General features: G+C 51.7%; 17 protein-coding genes and 12 tRNA genes. 27 read left to right on the forward strand and 2 right to left on the reverse strand.

From position 1 onward, the window contains the following. The first annotated feature begins 2 nt into the window (after positions 1–2). From recA to luxS, 22 genes are all read left to right on the forward strand, one after another. Positions 3–1,070 (forward strand): recombinase RecA, encoded by a 1,068-nt coding sequence (gene recA / locus L4174_RS02750; protein ID WP_248144060.1) that lies wholly within the window; start codon positions 3–5, stop codon positions 1,068–1,070. A 165-nt stretch (positions 1,071–1,235) separates the two neighbouring features. Continuing rightward, positions 1,236–1,697, forward strand: a complete 462-nt coding sequence (gene recX, locus L4174_RS02755) for a recombination regulator RecX (protein ID WP_248144061.1) — start codon at positions 1,236–1,238, stop codon at positions 1,695–1,697. A gap of 165 nt (positions 1,698–1,862) precedes the next feature. Then, positions 1,863–4,487: an alanine--tRNA ligase gene (gene alaS / locus L4174_RS02760; protein WP_248144062.1), complete on the forward strand. Its 2,625-nt coding sequence runs from the start codon at positions 1,863–1,865 to the stop codon at positions 4,485–4,487. Between the two features lie 321 nt (positions 4,488–4,808). Further along, a complete protein-coding gene (gene csrA, locus L4174_RS02765; RefSeq protein ID WP_027253546.1) occupies positions 4,809–5,006 on the forward strand; it encodes a carbon storage regulator CsrA in 198 nt (65 codons plus the stop codon). Positions 5,007–5,221: 215 nt separating this feature from the next. After that, a tRNA-Ser gene (locus L4174_RS02770) sits at positions 5,222–5,313 on the forward strand. A gap of 32 nt (positions 5,314–5,345) precedes the next feature. Continuing rightward, a tRNA-Arg gene (locus L4174_RS02775) sits at positions 5,346–5,422 on the forward strand. A 47-nt stretch (positions 5,423–5,469) separates the two neighbouring features. Next, a tRNA-Arg gene (locus L4174_RS02780) sits at positions 5,470–5,546 on the forward strand. 11 nt (positions 5,547–5,557) lie between these two features. Next, a tRNA-Ser gene (locus L4174_RS02785) sits at positions 5,558–5,649 on the forward strand. 50 nt (positions 5,650–5,699) lie between these two features. Next, positions 5,700–5,776, forward strand: a tRNA-Arg gene (locus L4174_RS02790). A gap of 46 nt (positions 5,777–5,822) precedes the next feature. After that, a tRNA-Arg gene (locus L4174_RS02795) sits at positions 5,823–5,899 on the forward strand. A 10-nt stretch (positions 5,900–5,909) separates the two neighbouring features. Continuing rightward, a tRNA-Ser gene (locus L4174_RS02800) sits at positions 5,910–6,001 on the forward strand. Between the two features lie 48 nt (positions 6,002–6,049). Then, positions 6,050–6,126, forward strand: a tRNA-Arg gene (locus L4174_RS02805). A gap of 46 nt (positions 6,127–6,172) precedes the next feature. Continuing rightward, positions 6,173–6,249: transfer RNA gene (locus L4174_RS02810), tRNA-Arg, on the forward strand. Between the two features lie 34 nt (positions 6,250–6,283). Beyond that, positions 6,284–6,360, forward strand: a tRNA-Arg gene (locus L4174_RS02815). Positions 6,361–6,406: 46 nt separating this feature from the next. Continuing rightward, positions 6,407–6,483, forward strand: a tRNA-Arg gene (locus L4174_RS02820). Positions 6,484–6,521: 38 nt separating this feature from the next. Beyond that, positions 6,522–6,598, forward strand: a tRNA-Arg gene (locus L4174_RS02825). Between the two features lie 156 nt (positions 6,599–6,754). Next, the gene (locus tag L4174_RS02830; RefSeq protein WP_248144063.1) at positions 6,755–7,705 is read left to right on the forward strand and encodes an NADP-dependent oxidoreductase; all 951 of its coding nucleotides are present in this window, start codon (positions 6,755–6,757) and stop codon (positions 7,703–7,705) included. Between the two features lie 3 nt (positions 7,706–7,708). Beyond that, on the forward strand, positions 7,709–8,131 hold the full coding sequence (locus L4174_RS02835; protein ID WP_248144064.1) for a YqaA family protein: 423 nt from the start codon (positions 7,709–7,711) through the stop codon (positions 8,129–8,131). Positions 8,132–8,161: 30 nt separating this feature from the next. Next, entirely contained in the window at positions 8,162–11,014 is a 2,853-nt protein-coding gene (locus L4174_RS02840; protein WP_248144065.1) for a pitrilysin family protein, read from the forward strand. 191 nt (positions 11,015–11,205) lie between these two features. Further along, a complete protein-coding gene (gshA, locus tag L4174_RS02845) occupies positions 11,206–12,795 on the forward strand; it encodes a glutamate--cysteine ligase (RefSeq protein WP_248144210.1) in 1,590 nt (529 codons plus the stop codon). A 139-nt stretch (positions 12,796–12,934) separates the two neighbouring features. Further along, the gene (locus tag L4174_RS02850; RefSeq protein WP_248144066.1) at positions 12,935–13,549 is read left to right on the forward strand and encodes a hypothetical protein; all 615 of its coding nucleotides are present in this window, start codon (positions 12,935–12,937) and stop codon (positions 13,547–13,549) included. 51 nt (positions 13,550–13,600) lie between these two features. Beyond that, positions 13,601–14,119 (forward strand): S-ribosylhomocysteine lyase, encoded by a 519-nt coding sequence (gene luxS, locus L4174_RS02855; protein ID WP_248144067.1) that lies wholly within the window; start codon positions 13,601–13,603, stop codon positions 14,117–14,119. A gap of 87 nt (positions 14,120–14,206) precedes the next feature. On the opposite strand, the gene L4174_RS02860 is transcribed toward luxS, so the two are convergent. Both L4174_RS02860 and L4174_RS02865 read right to left on the reverse strand, forming a co-directional pair. Beyond that, a complete protein-coding gene (locus L4174_RS02860) occupies positions 14,207–15,484 on the reverse strand; it encodes an HlyC/CorC family transporter (protein ID WP_248144069.1) in 1,278 nt (425 codons plus the stop codon). 140 nt (positions 15,485–15,624) lie between these two features. Further along, complete coding sequence (locus L4174_RS02865) at positions 15,625–16,419, reverse strand: inner membrane protein YpjD (protein ID WP_248144071.1); 795 nt, start codon at positions 16,417–16,419, stop codon at positions 15,625–15,627. Between the two features lie 272 nt (positions 16,420–16,691). Here L4174_RS02865 and ffh point away from each other — a divergent pair, with 272 nt between their 5' ends. From ffh to rplS, 5 genes are all read left to right on the forward strand, one after another. Further along, positions 16,692–18,059: a signal recognition particle protein gene (gene ffh, locus L4174_RS02870; protein ID WP_248144073.1), complete on the forward strand. Its 1,368-nt coding sequence runs from the start codon at positions 16,692–16,694 to the stop codon at positions 18,057–18,059. 170 nt (positions 18,060–18,229) lie between these two features. Further along, complete coding sequence (gene rpsP, locus L4174_RS02875; protein ID WP_027253536.1) at positions 18,230–18,481, forward strand: 30S ribosomal protein S16; 252 nt, start codon at positions 18,230–18,232, stop codon at positions 18,479–18,481. A 27-nt stretch (positions 18,482–18,508) separates the two neighbouring features. Beyond that, on the forward strand, positions 18,509–19,042 hold the full coding sequence (rimM, locus tag L4174_RS02880; RefSeq protein ID WP_248144212.1) for a ribosome maturation factor RimM: 534 nt from the start codon (positions 18,509–18,511) through the stop codon (positions 19,040–19,042). A gap of 26 nt (positions 19,043–19,068) precedes the next feature. Continuing rightward, positions 19,069–19,818 carry a tRNA (guanosine(37)-N1)-methyltransferase TrmD gene (gene trmD, locus L4174_RS02885; RefSeq protein WP_248144075.1) on the forward strand — a complete coding sequence of 250 codons (750 nt, stop codon included), beginning with the start codon at positions 19,069–19,071 and terminating at the stop codon, positions 19,816–19,818. Between the two features lie 32 nt (positions 19,819–19,850). After that, positions 19,851–20,204 (forward strand): 50S ribosomal protein L19, encoded by a 354-nt coding sequence (gene rplS / locus L4174_RS02890; RefSeq protein ID WP_036749250.1) that lies wholly within the window; start codon positions 19,851–19,853, stop codon positions 20,202–20,204. Positions 20,205–20,288 lie beyond the last annotated feature (84 nt).

Consider the following 20,288-nt stretch of genomic DNA (forward strand, 5'->3'; position numbering starts at 1 on the left):
GAATGGACGACAACAAACAGAAGGCTCTTGCCGCTGCCCTGGGTCAGATCGAAAAGCAGTTCGGTAAAGGCTCCATCATGAAGCTGGGTGACAACCGTACGATGGATATTGAAACCATCTCGACCGGTTCTCTGTCACTGGATATCGCACTGGGCGCGGGCGGCCTGCCAATGGGTCGTATCGTTGAAATCTATGGTCCGGAATCTTCGGGTAAAACAACGCTGACGCTGGAAACAATTGCAGCGGCACAGCGTAAAGGAAAGACTTGTGCCTTCATTGATGCCGAGCACGCACTGGATCCGATCTATGCGAAGAAGCTGGGCGTGAACATCGATGAGCTGCTGGTTTCTCAGCCAGATACCGGTGAGCAGGCGCTGGAAATCTGTGATGCATTGGCCCGTTCCGGTGCGGTCGATCTGATTGTTGTTGACTCCGTGGCTGCACTGACGCCGAAAGCTGAAATTGAAGGCGAAATGGGCGACTCTCACATGGGTTTGCAGGCGCGTATGCTGTCTCAGGCAATGCGTAAGCTGACGGGTAATCTGAAGCAGTCAAACTGTATGTGTATCTTCATCAACCAGATCCGGATGAAGATCGGCGTGATGTTCGGTAACCCGGAAACCACAACTGGTGGTAACGCCCTGAAATTCTATGCTTCTGTTCGTCTGGATATTCGCCGTACCGGCGCCATTAAAGAAGGCGACGAAGTGGTGGGTAACGAAACCCGTATCAAGGTTGTGAAGAATAAAGTGGCTGCGCCGTTCAAGCAAGCGGATACACAAATTCTGTACGGACAGGGCTTCAACCGCAATGGCGAGCTGATTGACCTGGGTGTGAAGCAGAAATTGATCGAAAAAGCCGGTGCCTGGTACAGCTATCAGGGTGATAAGATTGGTCAGGGTAAAGCCAATGCTTGTAAGTACCTGGCGGAGAATCCGGAAATCGCTCAAGTTATTGACAAGCAATTGCGTGAGCAACTGCTGAACCCGGCGAATCTGGCTGATGAGGCGGGTGAACCGACCAGTGCTGAGGCGGAAGATTTTGAAGCGCAGCAGGACGATGCGTTTTAATCTCTGAACCAGAGACATAAGCCTGGTTCAGAAATGTTGGAACAAACAGGCTTTTCTTAGCGGGCGCTGAACGGCGGTGAAAACACCAAAGTCAGTGCCCGCTTTGTTTTTATCAATTAGCCCGTGGGTGAATCAGCCACAGCATGGGAAAGAGGGAGACAGCAGGTGAGGAGACAAGCTCCCAAAATATCAGCAAGAGAAGCGGCGGTTGGCTATCTGTCACGCCGGGATCATGCTGAACGAGAATTGCAGCAAAAGCTGAAACAGCGAGGCTTCACTGCACAGGAAGTCAGCGAGGCGATTGCTTATTGCCAGGATTATAACTGGCTGGATGATGCGCGCTATGCAGCCATGGCGGTTCGGAACGGAATCGCAAAAGGCTGGGGAAAGCTACGGATACAGCAGGAAATGAAGATGAAGGGAGTCCATGAACTGTGTATCCGACACGCATTAGATGAAGCAGACGTTGACTGGTTCGAGCAGGCGAAAAGTGTTGCCCAGCGGAAGTTTGGCGAAACACCGATGGAAACCCCGAAAGAGAAAGCACGCCGTTTGCGCTTTATGCAGTCTCGCGGATTCGACTTTGATCAAATTCGTTATGCGCTGTCGGTCGATGATGAATATTGAGCCTGATTTTTCTCATGTGTTAACAGAACATTTCCCGTCAAACCCGCGTTGTTTTACAATAGTCGGCAAACCTTTTATCTTAGTCTGATTAAACCTGCAGCGGACTGCACTTTGACGCGCAGCCGCAGGCAGGGTGATTAACACAGCATTATTCAGGATTTTCAAATGTACATGAGCACTGATGAGATTCGCCGTGCGTTTCTTACGTTTTTTGAAAGTAAAGGCCACCAGATAGTCGAAAGTTCGTCACTGGTTCCAGCCAATGACCCGACCCTGCTGTTTACGAACGCGGGGATGAACCAGTTTAAAGATACTTTCCTGGGTCTGGAAAAGCGTAATTACACCCGAGCGACCACGGCGCAGCGCTGTGTACGTGCCGGTGGTAAGCACAATGACCTGGAAAATGTCGGTTTTACAGCCCGTCACCACACTTTCTTTGAAATGCTGGGCAACTTCAGCTTTGGTGATTATTTCAAAGAAGATGCGATTCAGTTCGGCTGGGCATTCCTGACTGATGTGCTGAAACTGCCGAAAGAGCGTCTGCTGGTGACTGTGTATCAGACGGATGATGAAGCGTTTGATATCTGGCACAAAGTGATTGGTCTGCCTGAAGATCGCATTATCCGTATCGGTGATAAAGAAGGCGGTAAAGCCTTTGAGTCAGATAACTTCTGGCAGATGGGTGATACTGGTCCTTGTGGTCCGTGTACTGAGATTTTCTACGATCATGGTGATCACATCTGGGGTGGTCCTCCGGGTTCTCCGGAAGAAGACGGCGATCGTTTCATTGAAATCTGGAACATCGTTTTCATGCAATTCAACCGCCATGCGGATGGCAACATGGATCCTTTGCCAAAGCCGTCTGTAGATACCGGTATGGGAATTGAGCGCCTGGCTGCCATCATGCAGAACGTTCACTCCAACTACGAGATTGATATCTTCCAGACCCTGATTAAAGAAGCGGCATCTGTGATTGGTTACGACGATCTGTCGAATCAGTCGCTGCGTGTGGTCGCCGACCATATCCGTTCTTGTGCGTATCTGATTGTTGATGGTGTTATGCCATCAAATGAAGGCCGTGGTTATGTGCTGCGCCGGATCATTCGCCGTGCCGTTCGTCATGGGAACAAACTGGGTGCGAAAGGGGCGTTCTTCTACAAGCTGGTTGGTCCGCTCGCAGAGGTTATGGGTACTGCGGGAGACGCGCTGAAACAACAGCAGGCTGTGGTTGAGAAAGTTCTGAAGATTGAAGAAGAAAATTTCGGCCGTACGCTGGATCGCGGCATGGCAATTCTGAACGAAGCGCTGGAAACACTGGATGGCAAAGTGCTGGACGGTGAGACGGTATTCAAACTGTATGATACCTACGGTTTCCCGGCCGACCTGACCAACGATGTCGCACGTGAGCGCGGTTTCAGCATTGATGAAGAAGGCTTCAATAATGCGATGGAAGCACAGCGTCAGCGTGCTCGCGAAGCCGGTCAGTTCGGTGTGGATTATAACGACAGCGTGAAAGTGGATGCGGAAACTGAATTCTGTGGCTATGAAGGCACACAGGGTGAAGGCAAGGTGATTGCACTGTTCCGTGACGGCGAAGCCGTGGATGCGATTGCTGCCGGTGAAAAAGCGCTGGTGGTTCTGGACCATACACCGTTCTACGCCGAATCCGGCGGTCAGTGTGGTGATGCCGGTATCCTGTCTGGCAACGGGGTGACTTTCAGTGTTGAAGATACCCAGAAGTTTGGTGATGCCATTGGTCATCAGGGAATCCTGCAAGCAGGCAGCCTGTCTGTCGGCGACAGCCTCAACGCAGTGGTTGATGCAGAGCGTCGTGCTGCGATCAGCCTGAACCACTCCGCAACGCACCTGCTGCATGCAGCATTGCGTCAGGAGCTGGGTGAGCATGTGGCTCAGAAAGGTTCATTGGTGAAACCAGACGGCCTGCGTTTCGACTTTTCGCATCTGGAGTCGGTCAAACCGGAACAACTGCGCAAGATCGAACGTATCGTCAACGAGCAGATCCGTCTGAACCATGTGATTGAAACCCACATCATGGATATCGAAGCGGCGAAAGCCAAAGGTGCGATGGCACTGTTTGGTGAGAAGTATGACGATGAAGTCCGTGTTCTGAGTATGGGCGACTTCTCGACTGAGCTGTGCGGCGGTATTCACGCGCGTCAAACCGGTGATATCGGTTTGTTCAAGATTGTTTCTGAAGGTGGTATTGCTGCCGGTATCCGCCGTATTGAAGCGGTGACGGGTGCCGGTGCGATTGCTGCGTTGCATGCCCAGGACAGTCAACTGGCAGAAACGGCCAGCCTGCTGAAGTCTGATTCAGCGTCTGTGACCAGCAAAGTCAGCGCATTGGTGGCGCAGAACAAGCAGCTGGAAAAAGAAATTCAGCAACTGAAAGACAAACTGGCGGCTCAGGAAAGTGCTGACCTGATCAATCAGGTACAGGATATCAATGGGACTAAGGTCTTGATTGCGAAGCTTGACGGTGCAGATAACAAAGCACTCCGTGGTATGGTAGACGAGCTGAAAAACAAGCTGGGAAGCGGTGTCGTCGTACTGGGGAATGTCAGCGATGGTAAAGTTGGCCTGATTGCAGGTGTGACTAAGGATATGACCGCCAAAGTGAAAGCCGGTGAACTCATTAATATGGTCGCCCAGCAGGTTGGCGGTAAAGGCGGCGGTCGTCCGGATATGGCTCAGGCTGGTGGTACCGATGCCGGTGCATTACCTGCCGCGCTGGAAAGTGTGTCGCCTTGGCTGAGTGAACGTCTCTGATTCTGGTCATTCGCACTGAAGTGTCTGATGTCGGCTGTGGTTCAGTCGACATCAATGATGAGGAAAGTGCTACAATTACAGGCAATTGAGTCGTTGAACCTGACAGTGGATGCTCGGGCGGGTGGTCATGTACAGTGATTCGAGAAGGATCTGAGCTGTACGCCTGATGCAGAAAATGTTTGTGGTTGATTGTCAAAGTCTGGATAATCGCCCACTTCTCGCTGTTTCTTGAGCAGTGACCATGAACCCGAAGGACATTGTTGAATGAATAATGGCCTTGTTTAAACTAATTAAAAGTAAGATTACTCAAGGAGCAATCGAATGCTAATTTTGACTCGTCGCGTAGGTGAGACGCTAATGATCGGTGACGAAGTAACAGTGACCGTACTTGGCGTGAAAGGAAATCAGGTTCGCATCGGTGTTAATGCGCCGAAAGAAGTGTCTGTTCACCGTGAAGAAATTTACATGCGGATACAGGCAGAGAAAGATACCGGAACGCAAGGCTCGGGTAACTACTAAACCCTGTTTTATAAAGAGGTCGGCATTGAAGCTGGCCTTTTTTGTTTTTTGGCGGCCAGCTTTGTTTGGTCAGGAAATAGAGTAGGTTGTACCGCTTAGGTTGCTTTTGTTAGCGGTTTGGTGATTAAGTATCCAGCCGGGGGCGGAAAGGCACTTTTTCTCAATAAAGTGTTTGACTTATTTTTGCCTGACAGTAATATGAGCGACCGCAAGACGGTGAGGTGGCCGAGAGGCTGAAGGCGCTCCCCTGCTAAGGGAGTATACGGTTTATCCCGTATCGAGGGTTCGAATCCCTCCTTCACCGCCATTTCTTCCTGAAGAAATAAATCTTGCAATTGCGCGTCCGTAGCTCAGCTGGATAGAGTACCTGGCTACGAACCAGGCGGTCGGAGGTTCGAATCCTCCCGGACGCGCCATAATTTGAAAGCAGTGCTTAAGGGCGCTGCTCAATCACTGTTTCTGCGCGCTCGTAGCTCAGCTGGATAGAGTACCTGGCTACGAACCAGGCGGTCGGAGGTTCGAATCCTCCCGAGCGCGCCATTAATCAGTGTGGTGAGGTGGCCGAGAGGCTGAAGGCGCTCCCCTGCTAAGGGAGTATACGGTTTATCCCGTATCGAGGGTTCGAATCCCTCCTTCACCGCCATTCTTTAGTCTGGTGTGATGATCATCAGGCAAGAAGAAAGAAAAGCCTGCGCGTCCGTAGCTCAGCTGGATAGAGTACCTGGCTACGAACCAGGCGGTCGGAGGTTCGAATCCTCCCGGACGCGCCATAATTTGATCTCAGTGCTAACGCATTGTGAAAACACAAGATTCTGCGCGCTCGTAGCTCAGCTGGATAGAGTACCTGGCTACGAACCAGGCGGTCGGAGGTTCGAATCCTCCCGAGCGCGCCATAATTTGTGTGGTGAGGTGGCCGAGAGGCTGAAGGCGCTCCCCTGCTAAGGGAGTATACGGTTTATCCCGTATCGAGGGTTCGAATCCCTCCTTCACCGCCATTCATCCCAATAGCTAGAGTCCCTTTAGATATTGTGTGAAACCCCTGCGCGTCCGTAGCTCAGCTGGATAGAGTACCTGGCTACGAACCAGGCGGTCGGAGGTTCGAATCCTCCCGGACGCGCCATATTGACCAAGTATCAATGGACTGCTACTTCAAAAACTGATTCTGCGCGCTCGTAGCTCAGCTGGATAGAGTACCTGGCTACGAACCAGGCGGTCGGAGGTTCGAATCCTCCCGAGCGCGCCATCATTCTGTACCGTGATCGCATCACGAAGCCTGCGCGTCCGTAGCTCAGCTGGATAGAGTACCTGGCTACGAACCAGGCGGTCGGAGGTTCGAATCCTCCCGGACGCGCCATAATTTGATCTCAGTGCTAACGCATTGTGAAAACACAAGATTCTGCGCGCTCGTAGCTCAGCTGGATAGAGTACCTGGCTACGAACCAGGCGGTCGGAGGTTCGAATCCTCCCGAGCGCGCCATCATTTCGTACCGTGATCGCATCACGAACACAATCTGCGCGTCCGTAGCTCAGCTGGATAGAGTACCTGGCTACGAACCAGGCGGTCGGAGGTTCGAATCCTCCCGGACGCGCCATCTTTTTAAACCCGGCCTCGTGCCGGGTTTTTTTATACTCTGAACTTTTCAATCCCCCTCAATCCGACTGACCAGCGGCGCTGGTATTTCCGGGCAGAAAGCGGTAGTTTTGGCTGGCGTGAAGGAATTCCAACGGAATCAGAAGGAAAACAACACATGACATGTCAACAGCTTGCTATCTCGGCATTCGGCGATGCCAACTGTCTGAAATTGCAGTCTGCAACGTTATCCGCTCCGCAGGGAGATCAGGTACTTGTGGCGATTGCGTTTGCCGGAGTGAATCCGATTGATGCCAAAACCCGTGCCGGTCTGGGCTGGGCGGCGCAGCAGAACAAAGACAAACTGCCCTGGGTGCCTGGTTATGATATGGCCGGAACGGTTCTGGCTGTTGGCGAGGATGTGACGCAGTGGACAATCGGACAGCGGGTTTGCGGGTTCATCGGTTTTCCGCTGGATGGCGGGGCATACAGTGAGCAGATTCTGGTTGAAGCGAGTAGCCTGAGTGAAGTGCCGGACGGCGTATCACTTGAACAGGCCGCAGCCTTACCGCTTGCCGGACAAACGGCCTGGCAGGCGCTGGAGAAAGCTTCAGTGAAACCGAAAGAGCGCGTGTTAATTCTGGCAGGGGCGGGCGGCGTCGGCCATCTGGCGGTGCAGCTGGCGTATGCGAAAGGTGCTGAAGTGCTGGCGAGCTGTTCGGCAGAAAACCTGGCGTTTGTTGCTGGCTTGGGGGCTGAAGCCGTGAATTATCAAGCCGGTGATCTGAAGACGCAGATCCAGCCTGTTGATGTCCTGATCGATCTGGTCGGCGGCGACGTGGGGATTGCTGCGCTTGCTTGCGTGAAACCCGGCGGACGTGTTGTGACCGTGCCTACCATCACTGCCGAAGCGGTCAACGCCTCTGCAAAAGTTGCCGGGTTGCATGCGCAGGGCATGCTGGTCTCCCCATCGGTGACACAAAACGAACACATGCTGGCGATGCTGGCAAAGGGAGAGCTGCGCATTCATATTGCGGCTCAATTCCCATTGCAACAGGGGGCGGATGCCCATCGTCAGATTGAAACCGGCCGGACGCGGGGCAAGGTTGTCCTGTCGATGAAAGGCTGAAGCATGGGATTGAGCTGGTCCGGAGAAGCCTTGTTGTGGGGGCTGTTTTTCTCTGGACTACTGAGTGCCACTTTATTGCCGGGCGGCTCGGAAGCGGGTCTGCTGGCAGCCCTCACACAGGCGTCATACCCGGCCTGGATCCTGGTTGTCGTGGTCACTGCAGGCAACACTGTGGGCGGGATGGTGAGTTTTTATCTGGGACGTTGCTTTCCTGATAAAACTTCTGAAGAAAATCAGAGTCATAATAAAGCTGTCTGCTGGATAAAAAAGTACGGGTACTGGAGTCTGTTGCTGAGCTGGGTGCCCATTGTCGGTGATCCCCTCTGCCTGGCTGCAGGCTGGCTGCGAATGCGCGCCGGACTCTGTGCTTTGTTTATTCTGGCTGGCAAAGCTGCGCGGTATGCGTTGTTAGCGCTGCTGTTTTGATTGATAACCCCAAATAGAAGGAAGGCGAACGTGCAAAAGCGGATTCTGAGCCTTGTGTTGCTGGTCCTGAGCGGATGCAGTAGTCAGACGTCCCCCGAGCAGTCACAATCTTTGCCCGATGGTGTGCACTTTGTGGAAAGTGTATCGAATACCGGCAATGATGTGGTGATCCCTTATAGTAAGTACGTGCTGGATAACGGTTTGACCGTGATTCTTCATGAGGATGATTCGGATCCGCTGGTTCATGTGGATGTGACCTATCATGTCGGCTCAGCGCGCGAGCAGCTGGGCAAGTCCGGTTTTGCCCATTTCTTTGAACACATGATGTTTCAGGGGTCCAAGCACGTCGGCGATCAGGAGCATTTCCGCCTGATCACTGAAGCCGGAGGTTCGATGAACGGTACGACCAACCGGGACCGGACCAATTATTTTGAAACTGTGCCTTCGAATCAGCTGGAAAAAGTACTGTGGCTGGAATCGGACCGCATGGGATTTCTGTTAAGTGCGGTGTCTCAGCACAAGTTTGAGATCCAGCGTGCCACGGTGAAAAATGAGCGAGGCCAGCGTTATGAAAACACCCCTTACGGGCTGGTGAATGAACGTATCGGCGAAGCGCTTTTCCCGCGGACCCATCCTTATTCCTGGCAGCCTATTGGTTATGTTGCAGATCTGGACCGGGTGGACGTCAATGATCTGAAAGCATTTTTCCTGCGCTGGTACGGACCGAATAATGCGACGCTGACAATTGGCGGCAACCTTGATAAAGCACAGACCCTGGCCTGGGTTGAGAAGTATTTCGGGGACATTCCGCGTGGTCCGAAGGTTGAGAATCCGGCCAAACAGCCCGTCACACTGAATACGGACCGTTTCCTGACGCTGGAAGATAATATTCGTCAACCGATGCTGATGATGGCCTGGCCGACATCTTATAAAGGCGCGAAAGACGATGCCTCGCTGGATATGCTGGCGAAAGTCATAGGTGGCGGTCAGAACAGCATGCTGTATCAGGCATTGGTGAAAACCGGCAAAGTTGTTGATGCCGGGGCTTATCACGATTGTGGCGAACTCGCCTGTACGTTGTATGTGTACGCGATTGGGCAGAGTGGCGAACAGGGCAAGCTGAATCAAATTTATGATGATGTCAGTACGGTACTGGGCAGTCTGGCACCGCGGGGAGTCAACCAGAAAGATCTGGATGAAATGAAGGGTATGGCGGAAGCGTCAGCCATCTTCGGCCTGCAAAGTGTTCACGGTAAGGTAGCGCAGCTGGCGGCCTATCAGACGTTCTACGGCAATCCGAACCGTCTGGGAACTGAGCTGAAAAATCTGCGCGATCTTCAGCCGTCGGATGTTGAAGCGGTATACAAACGCTATGTTGAGAACAAGCCGAAAGTGGTGCTCAGCACTGTGCCGAACGGACGCACGGATATGGCTGCAGCCAAAGCGAACTATCAGCCTGCAGACCGGATTATTCCCAAGCACCAGCATCTGACAGACAGCGAACTGAATTTGCGCGAACCGCAGCATGAAAGTTTTGACCGTTCGGTGATGCCGCAGCCTTCAGCGCCGGTAACGGCGAAGGTTCCTGAGCTGTACCGCCTGAATCTGGCGAACGGGATTGAGGTGCTGGGCACCGATTACAACGAAACACCAACGGTTGAGCTACAGCTGGTACTGCCTGCCGGTCGCCGCTATGAGCCTGCCGGAAAGAACGGACTGGCTGAACTGACCGCCGCCATGATGGCGGAAGACAGCCTGCGCAGCTCCTCTGAAGACCTGGTATCCCGACTGGATAAACTGGGCAGTACGATCAACTTTGACCCAGGCATGTACGGTACCGTCGTGTCCGTGACAACGCTGAAGAAATATCTTCCGGAAACCCTGGCGATCTTACAGGAGCGTCTGTTTGAGCCAGCCTTCAAAGAAGATGATTTTGCCCGTGTGAAACAGCAGGCGTTGGAAGGCCTGGTGTACGATCACCAGCGTCCGAGCTGGCTGGCCAGCCAGGCGACCCGGGAAGTTCTGTATGGTAAGACCGTCTTTGGCCGTCCTGCGGAAGGGACCATGGCGTCAATTCAGGGGATTACCCTCAATGATGTGAAAGCGTTTTATCAGCGTTTTTATACGCCAAACGGAGCGCAGATGGCGGTGGTCGGCGATATCCTGCCGTCTGAGCTCAAATCAGATCTGGCATTTTTGTCTCAGTGGCAAGGTGCCCCGGCGCCATCTTATGTGACACCGGTCGTTCCGTCTCAGACTCAGCCTGCTGTCTGGTTGATTGATAAACCGGGAGCGCCGCAAAGCGCAGTCCGTTTTGTCCGTCGTGGTCTGCCGTTTGATGCGACTGGCGAGCAGTTTGAGATCCAACTGGCGAATTTTAACCTCGCGGGGAACTTCAACAGCCGGATCAATCTGAACCTGCGTGAGGATAAAGGCTACACCTACGGTGCCGGCGGTTATCAGGTCGGTAACAAAGAAGTCGGCTCTTCTCTGTTTTATGCTGAGGTACGCGCAGATGTCACGCTGCCGTCCATTCAGGAAATGATCAAGGAACTGCAGAAGTACAGTCAGGACGGCCTGACGAATGAAGAGCTGGCCTTTATGCGCCTGGCGGTCGGGCAGCAGGAAGCACTGAGCTATGAAACGCCAAGTGATAAAGCAGATTTGCTGCGTCAGATCATGACATATCATCTGGACGATGACTTTGTGTCTCAGCGCAATACGCTGACGGCAACAATCAGCAAAGAGCGTCTGAATGCATTGGCTGAGAAGTGGTTTAATCCGGAAGACTATCAGATTATTGTGGTCGGTGATTCGGCGACATTATTGCCGCAGCTGAAAACGCTGGGACGACCTGTTCACCAGCTGACTCCAGAGCAATAATGACAGCATAATGATCTGATGATTCAGGTTATATTCAGTTGAAAATCCAAGCCGGCACCTGATGTGCCGGCTTTTCTTATGGTTGTTATTATCCCGGCAGGAAACCCTTTTCTAAATCAACAATAATCATGGTAATCAACCAGAATTATGATTACCCTAGCTCCCCTGTGATAGAAAGAATTGAGAAGAGCCTGATGGATTTTTCGCAAAGGTTAGAGAGAGTGTCGGCGAACCCACAAGCGCTGACACAAATCGGGCGCGGCCTGGAACGGGAAGCGTTACGAATTACCCCGCAAGGCAAGTTATCCCCCCAACCCCATCCTGCAGGCCTGGGTTCGGCATTGACCAATCAGTGGATCACGACCGATTTTGCAGAATCTTTGCTGGAGTTTATTACTCCGGTATCAAGAAATGTCGACGAACTTCTGTCTCAATTGTCTGATATCCACAAATTCAGCTACAGCCAAATGGGCGAAGAGATGCTGTGGCCAATGTCCATGCCTTGTTATGTTGGTGATGAATCGGACATTCAGCTGGCTCAATACGGCAGTTCAAATATCGGCCGGATGAAAACACTGTACCGTGAGGGACTGAAACGTCGCTATGGCAGTGTGATGCAAATTATTTCAGGCGTGCATTTCAACTTTTCCTTTCCGGACAGCTTCTGGGAGCAGCTGTTTGGTGAGCAAAGCGACAGCGAACGCCAGGCGGCGGTATCCGATGCGTATTTTGCACTGATTCGTAACTATTACCGTTTTGGCTGGCTGATTCCGTATCTGTTCGGTGCTTCTCCTGCGCTCTGTGGTTCATTCCTGAAACGGGATGCCGAGCATCTCAAGTTCAGCAAGACCGGAGCAGGTACTTACTTTCTGCCGCAGTCGACAGCACTTCGCCTGAGTGATCTGGGATATACCAATCATGCTCAGAGTGCGCTCAGAATTGGGTTTAATAGCCTGGAGCAGTATTTAGAGGGCCTGCAAAAAGCCATTCATACCCCTTCGGAAGAGTTCGCTGAAATCGGCGTCAAAGTCGATGGGGAACTGCGCCAGCTCAATACCAATGTGCTGCAAATCGAAAATGAATTGTATGCTCCGATCCGTCCGAAGCGGGTGACGCAAAGCGGTGAAAAACCTTCAGAGGCACTCAGTCGCGGCGGTGTTGAATATATTGAAGTGCGTTCACTGGATGTGAACCCGTTCAGCCCGATTGGGATCACTGCGGATCAGGTGCGTTTTCTGGATCTCTTCCTTATCTGGACCGTTCTGTCGCCTTCAGATGAAATGAATGACGCTGAACTGGCATGCTGGCGTGATAACTGGAAAAAAGTTGTGCTTGGCGGCCGCGATTCAGAACTGAAGCTTCAGATTGGCTGCAGTGGGGAACGTTTAACCCTGGCTGAGTGGGCGAAGCATGTGTTTGCTGAACTGGAACAAGTCGCTATTGTGATGGACCAGGCTCACGGTGGTGATGCATACCAGCAGACGCTGACGAAACTGGCCGGTTGGATTGATAATCCAAATCTGACCTTATCTGCACAGGTGCTGCGCCAGATTGAAGCGCACGAAGGCATCGGTAATTTCGGTCTGGAGCTGGCTGTAAGACATGCAGAATGGTTGAAGGCGAATGGCTACAGCCGTTATTCTCTGGCTGAGTTTGAGCAGGAAGCCGCGGATTCTGTAGCGAAACAGCAGCAGATTGAACAGTCGGATGTGTTGTCTTTCGAGGCATTCCTGGCTGATTACTTTGCTGATCTGGAAGCGAATGCGTTTCGGGAAGCGTGAGCAGCGGATAAAAAAACGGGCAGCGACCTTGCTGCCCAATCAATAATTACAATTTCGCAGGGATGACGACAGTTTGCACTGCCAGTCATAGTATCAGACCTGCCATTTTCACTTTGGTTCCACTTCAGGGAATGAAAAAATGCTTTTGGCGAAAAAAAAATGGCTGGCGCTGATACTGTTGGCTTTGTTAACAACAGGTTGTGCGACATCACCACCCAAAAATCAGGCCAATTTATGTGATATTTTTCGGGAATACCCCGATTGGTATGAAGATGGATTGGCAATGGAAAAGCGTTGGGGCACCCCGATTCAGGTCGCCATGGCCTTTGTGCGTCAGGAAAGTGCTTTTCGTCATGATGCAAGACCCCCCCGTCCTTATGTCTTCGGCTTTATCCCCTGGTTTCGCAGCAGCAGTGCTTATGGTTATGCTCAGGCACAGGATCCCGCCTGGGAGGACTATCAGCGTGCGACAGGGAGTTGGGGCTCCCGCTCCAGTTTTGATGACTCGCTGATGTTCATTGGCTGGTATACCGCGGAAACACAGCGCCAACTGGGGATTTCCAAGTGGGATGCGTATCATCAGTATCTGGCCTATCATGAAGGACGGGGCGGATACAGCCGGGGAACTTACCGGAGTAAGCCCAATTTGCTGCAGGTATCCCGCAAGGTTGATCAGCAGGCGAAATCTTATGGCTGGCAGCTCAAGCAGTGCCGACAGGAGCTCGAAGAGAATCGCAGCTGGTGGCCGTTCTGATGAAGGTGGCTGGCTGAGCAACAGGAAAGACAGGCAAAGGAGAAGGATATAATGCCATTACTTGATAGTTTTACGGTTGACCACACCAAGATGCATGCACCGGCTGTGCGTGTTGCCAAAACCATGCAGACGCCGAAAGGCGACACCATCACCGTCTTTGATCTGCGCTTCTGCAGACCCAACCATGAGATTCTGTCTGAACGCGGAATTCATACGCTCGAACATCTCTTTGCCGGTTTCATGCGTGCTCATCTGAATTCCGATCAGGTCGAGATTATTGACCTGTCCCCGATGGGGTGCAGGACCGGATTTTACATGAGCCTGATTGGTGCTCCGGATGAGCAGCAGGTCGCTGACAGCTGGCGGGCTGCAATGGAGGATGTGCTGAAAGTTGCTGCACAGTCGCAGATACCTGAGCTGAATGAATATCAGTGTGGTACTTACAGCATGCATTCACTGGAAGAGGCGAAGCAGATTGCACAGGACATTCTGGATCGGGGTATCGATGTGAACAGAAATGAAGAGCTTGCACTGCCTGAGAGTATGCTTCAGGAACTGAAAGTGAAATAGCTTTTCGGTGCCGGTTGGATGCAAAAGAAAAAGCCAGCACTGAAATGCTGGCTTTTTTTCATTCTTAACAGGCTCTTATGATGGCGATCAGCCGGTTTTACGAAGCTGAGTCGGCAGAATTTTGACCTGTTTGATCATGTTGTCGGAGATTTCCACGATTTCCATCTGGTAGCCAGCAACAGACACACTCAGAATGCTGTCCGGAATATCTTCCAGGTGCTCCAGCAGCAGGCCGTTCAGGGTCCGCGGACCGTCAGTCGGCAGATCCCAGTTCAGGCTCTTGTTCAGTTCACGAATATTCGCAGTGCCTTCAATCAACAGGCTGCCGTCACTCTGCGGAGTAATTTCTTCGGCCAGAGTCGGGGAAATTGAAGTGGTAAATTCACCGACGATCTCTTCCAGAATATCTTCCAGCGTGATCAGGCCCTGAATATCACCGTATTCATCCACAATCAGGCCAATTCGTTCTTTACGGCGCTGAAACTTCAGCAGCTGGATATTCAGAGGTGTGCCTTCCGGGATGAAGTACATCTTATCCGCGGCCCGCAGCAGATTTTCTTTACTGAAATCGTTCTTATCCATCATCAAACGATACGCTTCACGTACCCGAAGCATGCCGACCACTTCATCAATACTGTCGCGGTACAGGACAATCCGGCCATGGGCGGAGTGGCTGAGCTGGCGCACAATTGATTTCCAGTCGTCGTTGATATTGATACCGACGATTTCGTTTCGGGGCACCATCAAATCTTCAACTTTGACGTTTTCCAGATCCAGAATCGACAGCAGCATGTCCTGGTGACGACGCGGGATCAGGCTGCCGGCTTCATTGACCACAGTACGCAGCTCTTCGGAGCTGAGCGGGGAGTCGTTCATGTTATCGACACGAAGACCCAGCAGACGCAGGAATCCATTGGTGATCCCATTGACGAACAAGACCAGCGGATACATTAATTTCATCAGCAGCTGGAGCAAGATACTGCTGGAATAGGCAACTTTCTCAGGATACAAAGCGGCCAGTGTTTTCGGAGTCACTTCTGCAAAGACCAGTACCGCCATGGTGAGCACACCGGTGGCAATGGCGACACCGACATCGCCGTACAGTCGCATGCCCAGAATAGTTGCGATGGCAGAAGCCAGAATGTTGACCAGGTTGTTGCCGATCAGGATCAGGCCAATCAGACGGTCCGGGCGATTAAGCAGTTTTTCAACTCGCTTTGCCCCGCGGTGTCCCTGGCTGGCCAGGTGACGGAGTTTATAGCGGTTGAGCGCCATCATGCCGGTTTCAGAGCCGGAAAAATATCCGGAGATCAGGAGCAGTAATACCAGAATGGAGAATAAGACTCCCGTGGATATATCGTCCAAAAAGCTAGTTCCTTGTATCGCGGTGAATTTGTACTCTGTACTGAATCTGAGTATGGGTGTCAAGTGCAGGCTGGCAATTATACCAGCCCATGGTCAACTTTCTTCATGCTTAAGCATGGATCCGGTTATCTGGATTGTCATTAATGACCGATAATGATTTCTTTCACGAAGCGGCTGCCGAAGTACGCCAGTGTCAGCAGGAAAGCACCAATCAGGCTGAACCAGATGACTTTCTTGCCCCGCCACCCCTGACGATAGTGTCCCCACAGCATGACGCTGTAGACACACCAGGCCAGAATGGATAACACAGCCTTGTGCGTTTTGCCCTGTGCAAACATATCCTGCAGGTAAATAAATCCGGTGATAAGCGTGACTGTCAGCAGGACATAGCCGACCAGAATAATCTTAAACAGCTGGCGCTCTACCAGCATCAGCGGCGGCAGATTCGGGTTAAATGCCAGCTTCTTGTGTTTGAGTTTGTAATCGAGCCATGCCAGTTGGATCGCATACAGCGTCGCGATCATCAGGGTTGAATAGGCAAAGAGTGCCAGAGAAATATGGAACAGGACCTGCGGGTGAGATTCCAGGTGTGTAATAAAGGCGCCGGGCAGAATGGCAGCCGCGACCAGATTGATTGCCGCAAAACTGTAAATGACGGGCAGCAGGAACCAGAGCCGCATCCGGAGCATTGCAACTGTGGTGATCACTGAAATAATCAGGCTGATCAGGGAAGCGACGTTGAGAATACTCAGGTTCTGGCCGACGCCGCCCAGAATCAGATCTTTCAGAAAAACGACATGCAGTACAATGGCCGCTGTAGCGCTGATCAGTACTGGTCGTGATTGAATGCCATTATTATGGCTCAGGCCGGGCACGATAAATGCCAGCGCCAGCAGATATAAACAAGCTGCAGAAAAGGCTATCAATATATCCATAACACCTGAAAAGTTCGTAACATCTGAAAAGATCGTAAATTAGGACTAGTGAGTATACCTTGTGAACGGATAGCACGACAATGATACAGGGGGATCAATCCTGTGGGACAGTGCGCACTTTCTGGTCCGGCTGCCTGTTTACCGGGACATCCGGCGCTGCTTTTGCGCGGCAAAAGGTAAGATTTCTGACACAGGCAGCAGGTATGGCATGAAACCCGTTCACTGATTGCGGTATACTGGCACAAAATGAGTGCGTAACGAGCGAGTCACACATGTTTGACAATTTAACCGAGCGTTTATCGTCAACGCTGAAAAATATCAGCGGCCGTGGCCGTCTGACCGAGGACAACATCAAAGAGACCCTGCGCGAAGTGCGTATGGCATTGCTGGAGGCCGATGTTGCCTTGCCGGTTGTCCGGGATTTCGTCAAGCGCGTCAAAGAGCGTGCTGTCGGAACAGAAGTCTCCAAGAGTCTGACACCAGGCCAGGAATTTATCAAAATCGTTCAGGCGGAATTAGAAGCCGTCATGGGCGAATCGAACGAAGCTTTGGATCTGGCCAGCCAGCCGCCAGCCGTGATTCTGATGGCTGGTTTGCAGGGTGCCGGTAAAACCACCAGTGTGGGTAAGCTGGGTAAACTGCTGAAAGAGCGCCATAAGAAGAAGGTGCTGGTGGTCTCTGCTGACGTGTATCGTCCGGCAGCGATTAAACAGCTGGAAACGCTGGCAGATGATATCGGCATTGATTTCTTCCCGTCTTCACCGGATCAGAAACCGGTTGTAATTACTGAATCGGCCATTGAGCACGGTAAGCGTAAATTCTACGATGTCGTGATTGTCGATACCGCGGGTCGTCTGCACGTCGACAGCGAGATGATGGACGAGATCATCGCTGTTCATCAGACGGCCAATCCGGTCGAAACCCTGTTTGTGGTCGATGCCATGACAGGTCAGGATGCCGCAAATACAGCCAAAGCCTTTAACGACGCTCTGCCGCTGACCGGTGTGATCCTGACGAAAGTTGATGGTGATGCCCGGGGTGGTGCGGCGCTGTCTGTCCGTTATATCACAGGTAAACCGATTAAGTTCCTGGGTGTGGGTGAGAAAACTGACGCACTGGAACCTTTCTATCCGGACCGTGTTGCATCCCGTATTCTGGGCATGGGCGATGTTCTGTCGCTGATCGAAGACCTGGAACGTAATGTCGATAAAGAAAAAGCTGAGAAGCTGGCGAAGAAGTTCAAAGAGAAGAAAGGCTTTGATCTGGAAGACTTCCGTGGTCAGCTGCAGCAAATGAAGAACATGGGCGGCATGATGGGCATGCTGGACAAGCTGCCGGGTATGTCTCAGTTGCCGGGCAATGTCAAAGATCAGGTCGATGACAAAGTCTTTGTACAGATGGAAGCCATCATTAATTCCATGACGGCAAAAGAGCGTGAGCGTCCAGAGCTGATCAAGGGTTCTCGCAAGAAGCGGATTGCAGCAGGTTCCGGTACTCAGGTTCAGGATGTGAACCGTCTGCTGAAACAGTTCACCCAGATGCAGAAGATGATGAAGAAAATGCAGAAGGGCGGCATGAAGAATATGATGCGCCAGATGAAAGGTATGATGCCGGGTGGCGGCATGTTCCCTGGGCGCTAATTGCTTCAATTGCTTGTTTTTTAATCTCGGGTGAGAATTTTACTGGTGAAAAAGTAGCTAAAGCAGTTGCATTCGCGAGTTGAAAGAGTAAAATTCCGAGGCTTTATTTGGCACGGGCCCCGTTTTTATCGCGGGGCCGATTTTATTTACAGTAATGCAAAGAGGACGATATGGTAACCATTCGTTTGGCACGTCACGGCGCGAAAAAGCGTCCATTTTATCACATCGTTGTTGCTGACAGCCGCGCTGCGCGCGACGGTCGTAACATCGAGCGTGTAGGTTTCTTCAACCCACTGGCAACTGGTCAGGAAGAGCGTCTGCGTCTGGACCTGGACCGTGTAAATCACTGGGTTGGTCAAGGCGCAACTGTGTCTGACCGCGCAGCGAAGCTGATCAAAGATGCTGCTAAAGCAGCTGCTTAAGATTAGTGAATGGGTAGCAGAGAAGCAATGAGTTCACACAACCAAGACCACGTCGTTGTCGGTAAAATCGGTGCCACTTATGGTATCAAAGGGTGGCTCAAAGTTTTTTCCTACACAGAACAAGCCGAAAGCATTTTCGCTTATCAGCCATGGCTGATAAAGATGAAAGGTGAATGGCAGACCTTCCATGTGGAAGCATGGAAACGTCATGGTCAGGGATTAGTTGCCAAGTTGCAAGGCCTGGATGTCCGTGAAGACGCCCAGGTAATGACCAACGCGGAAATTAACGTACCTGCCGATCAATTACCGGCGCTGTCAGATGAAGAATTCTACTGGCGCGAATTGATGGGGATGACTGTTGTGACAATCCAAGGTTACGACCTGGGTAAAGTGACGGACATTCTTGAAACCGGTTCTAATGACGTTCTAGTGGTCAAAGCCAATCTGAAAGATGCTTTTGGACAGAAGGAACGTTTAATTCCGTTCCTCGATGAGCAGGTCATCAAGTCGATTGATCGCACTGCTCAACGGATCGAAGTTGACTGGGATCCTGGGTTTTAACCTTTTCAGTAAGAGCGAAAAGAACCATGCGGATAGGAATAATCAGCCTATTCCCTGAAATGTTCCGGGCTATTACTGAGTTTGGGGTAACAGGTCAGGCGGTAAAAAAAGGCCTCGTGTCTGTAGAAACGTGGAATCCCCGCGATTTTACGCACGATAAACACCGTACGGTTGATGATCGACCATACGGCGGCGGACCTGGTATGTTGATGATGGTGCAGCCTTTGCGCGATGCCATTCATGCTGCCAGAGAATCTGCTCAGGGCCGGGCGAAAGTGATTTACCTCTCTCCTCAGGGCCGTAAGCTGGATCAGGCGGGTGTTGAGGAACTGGCGCAGAACGAAGATTTGATCTTAATCTGCGGCCGTTATGAAGGGGTCGATGAGCGCATTATCCAACAAGAGGTAGACGAAGAATGGTCTATCGGAGATTTTGTGCTGACGGGTGGTGAACTGCCAGCCATGACCTTAGTCGATGCAGTCGTGCGGTTTGTGCCGGGCGTACTGGGAGATTTTGCGTCAGCAGAAGAAGATTCTTTTGCGAATGGTTTGCTGGATTGCCCGCATTACACACGTCCTGAAGTGTTAGACGGACAAGCAGTACCCCCGGTACTGTTGTCTGGAAACCATAAGGATATTCGCCGCTGGCGATTGAAACAATCGCTGGGTCGTACCTGGCTGAGAAGACCAGAGCTCCTGGAAAACCTAGCTCTGACTGACGATCAGGAGTGCTTGTTGGCGGAGTTTATCCGCGAATACCGGCAAGCCATGAGTTAATTTAGTATCAGTTTATTCTAGGGTATATACCAATGAGTAATATCATCAAAGCTCTTGAGCAAGAGCAAATGAAAAAAGACCTGCCTGATTTTGCACCAGGTGACACTGTTGTTGTTCAGGTTAAGGTAAAAGAGGGTGAGCGTGAGCGTCTGCAGGCGTTCGAAGGCGTTGTTATCGCTAAGCGTAACCGTGGTCTGCACTCTGCTTTCACTGTTCGTAAGATCTCTAACGGTGAAGGTGTTGAGCGTGCATTCCAGGCTCACTCTCCAATCGTAGACAGCATTACTGTTAAGCGTCGTGGTGCAGTACGTCGTGCCAAGTTGTACTACCTGCGTGAGCGTTCTGGTAAAGCGGCTCGTATCAAAGAGAAGCTGGCCAAAAAATAATAACGCGACACGAAAGACGCGTATTGAGAAGCCCGCCTGAATGGCGGGCTTTTTTTATGCCGTTTTTCAGCCCTAAAGAAAAAG

This window comes from Photobacterium sp. CCB-ST2H9 (assembly GCF_023151555.2).
Taxonomy (GTDB): Bacteria; Pseudomonadota; Gammaproteobacteria; order Enterobacterales; family Vibrionaceae; genus Photobacterium.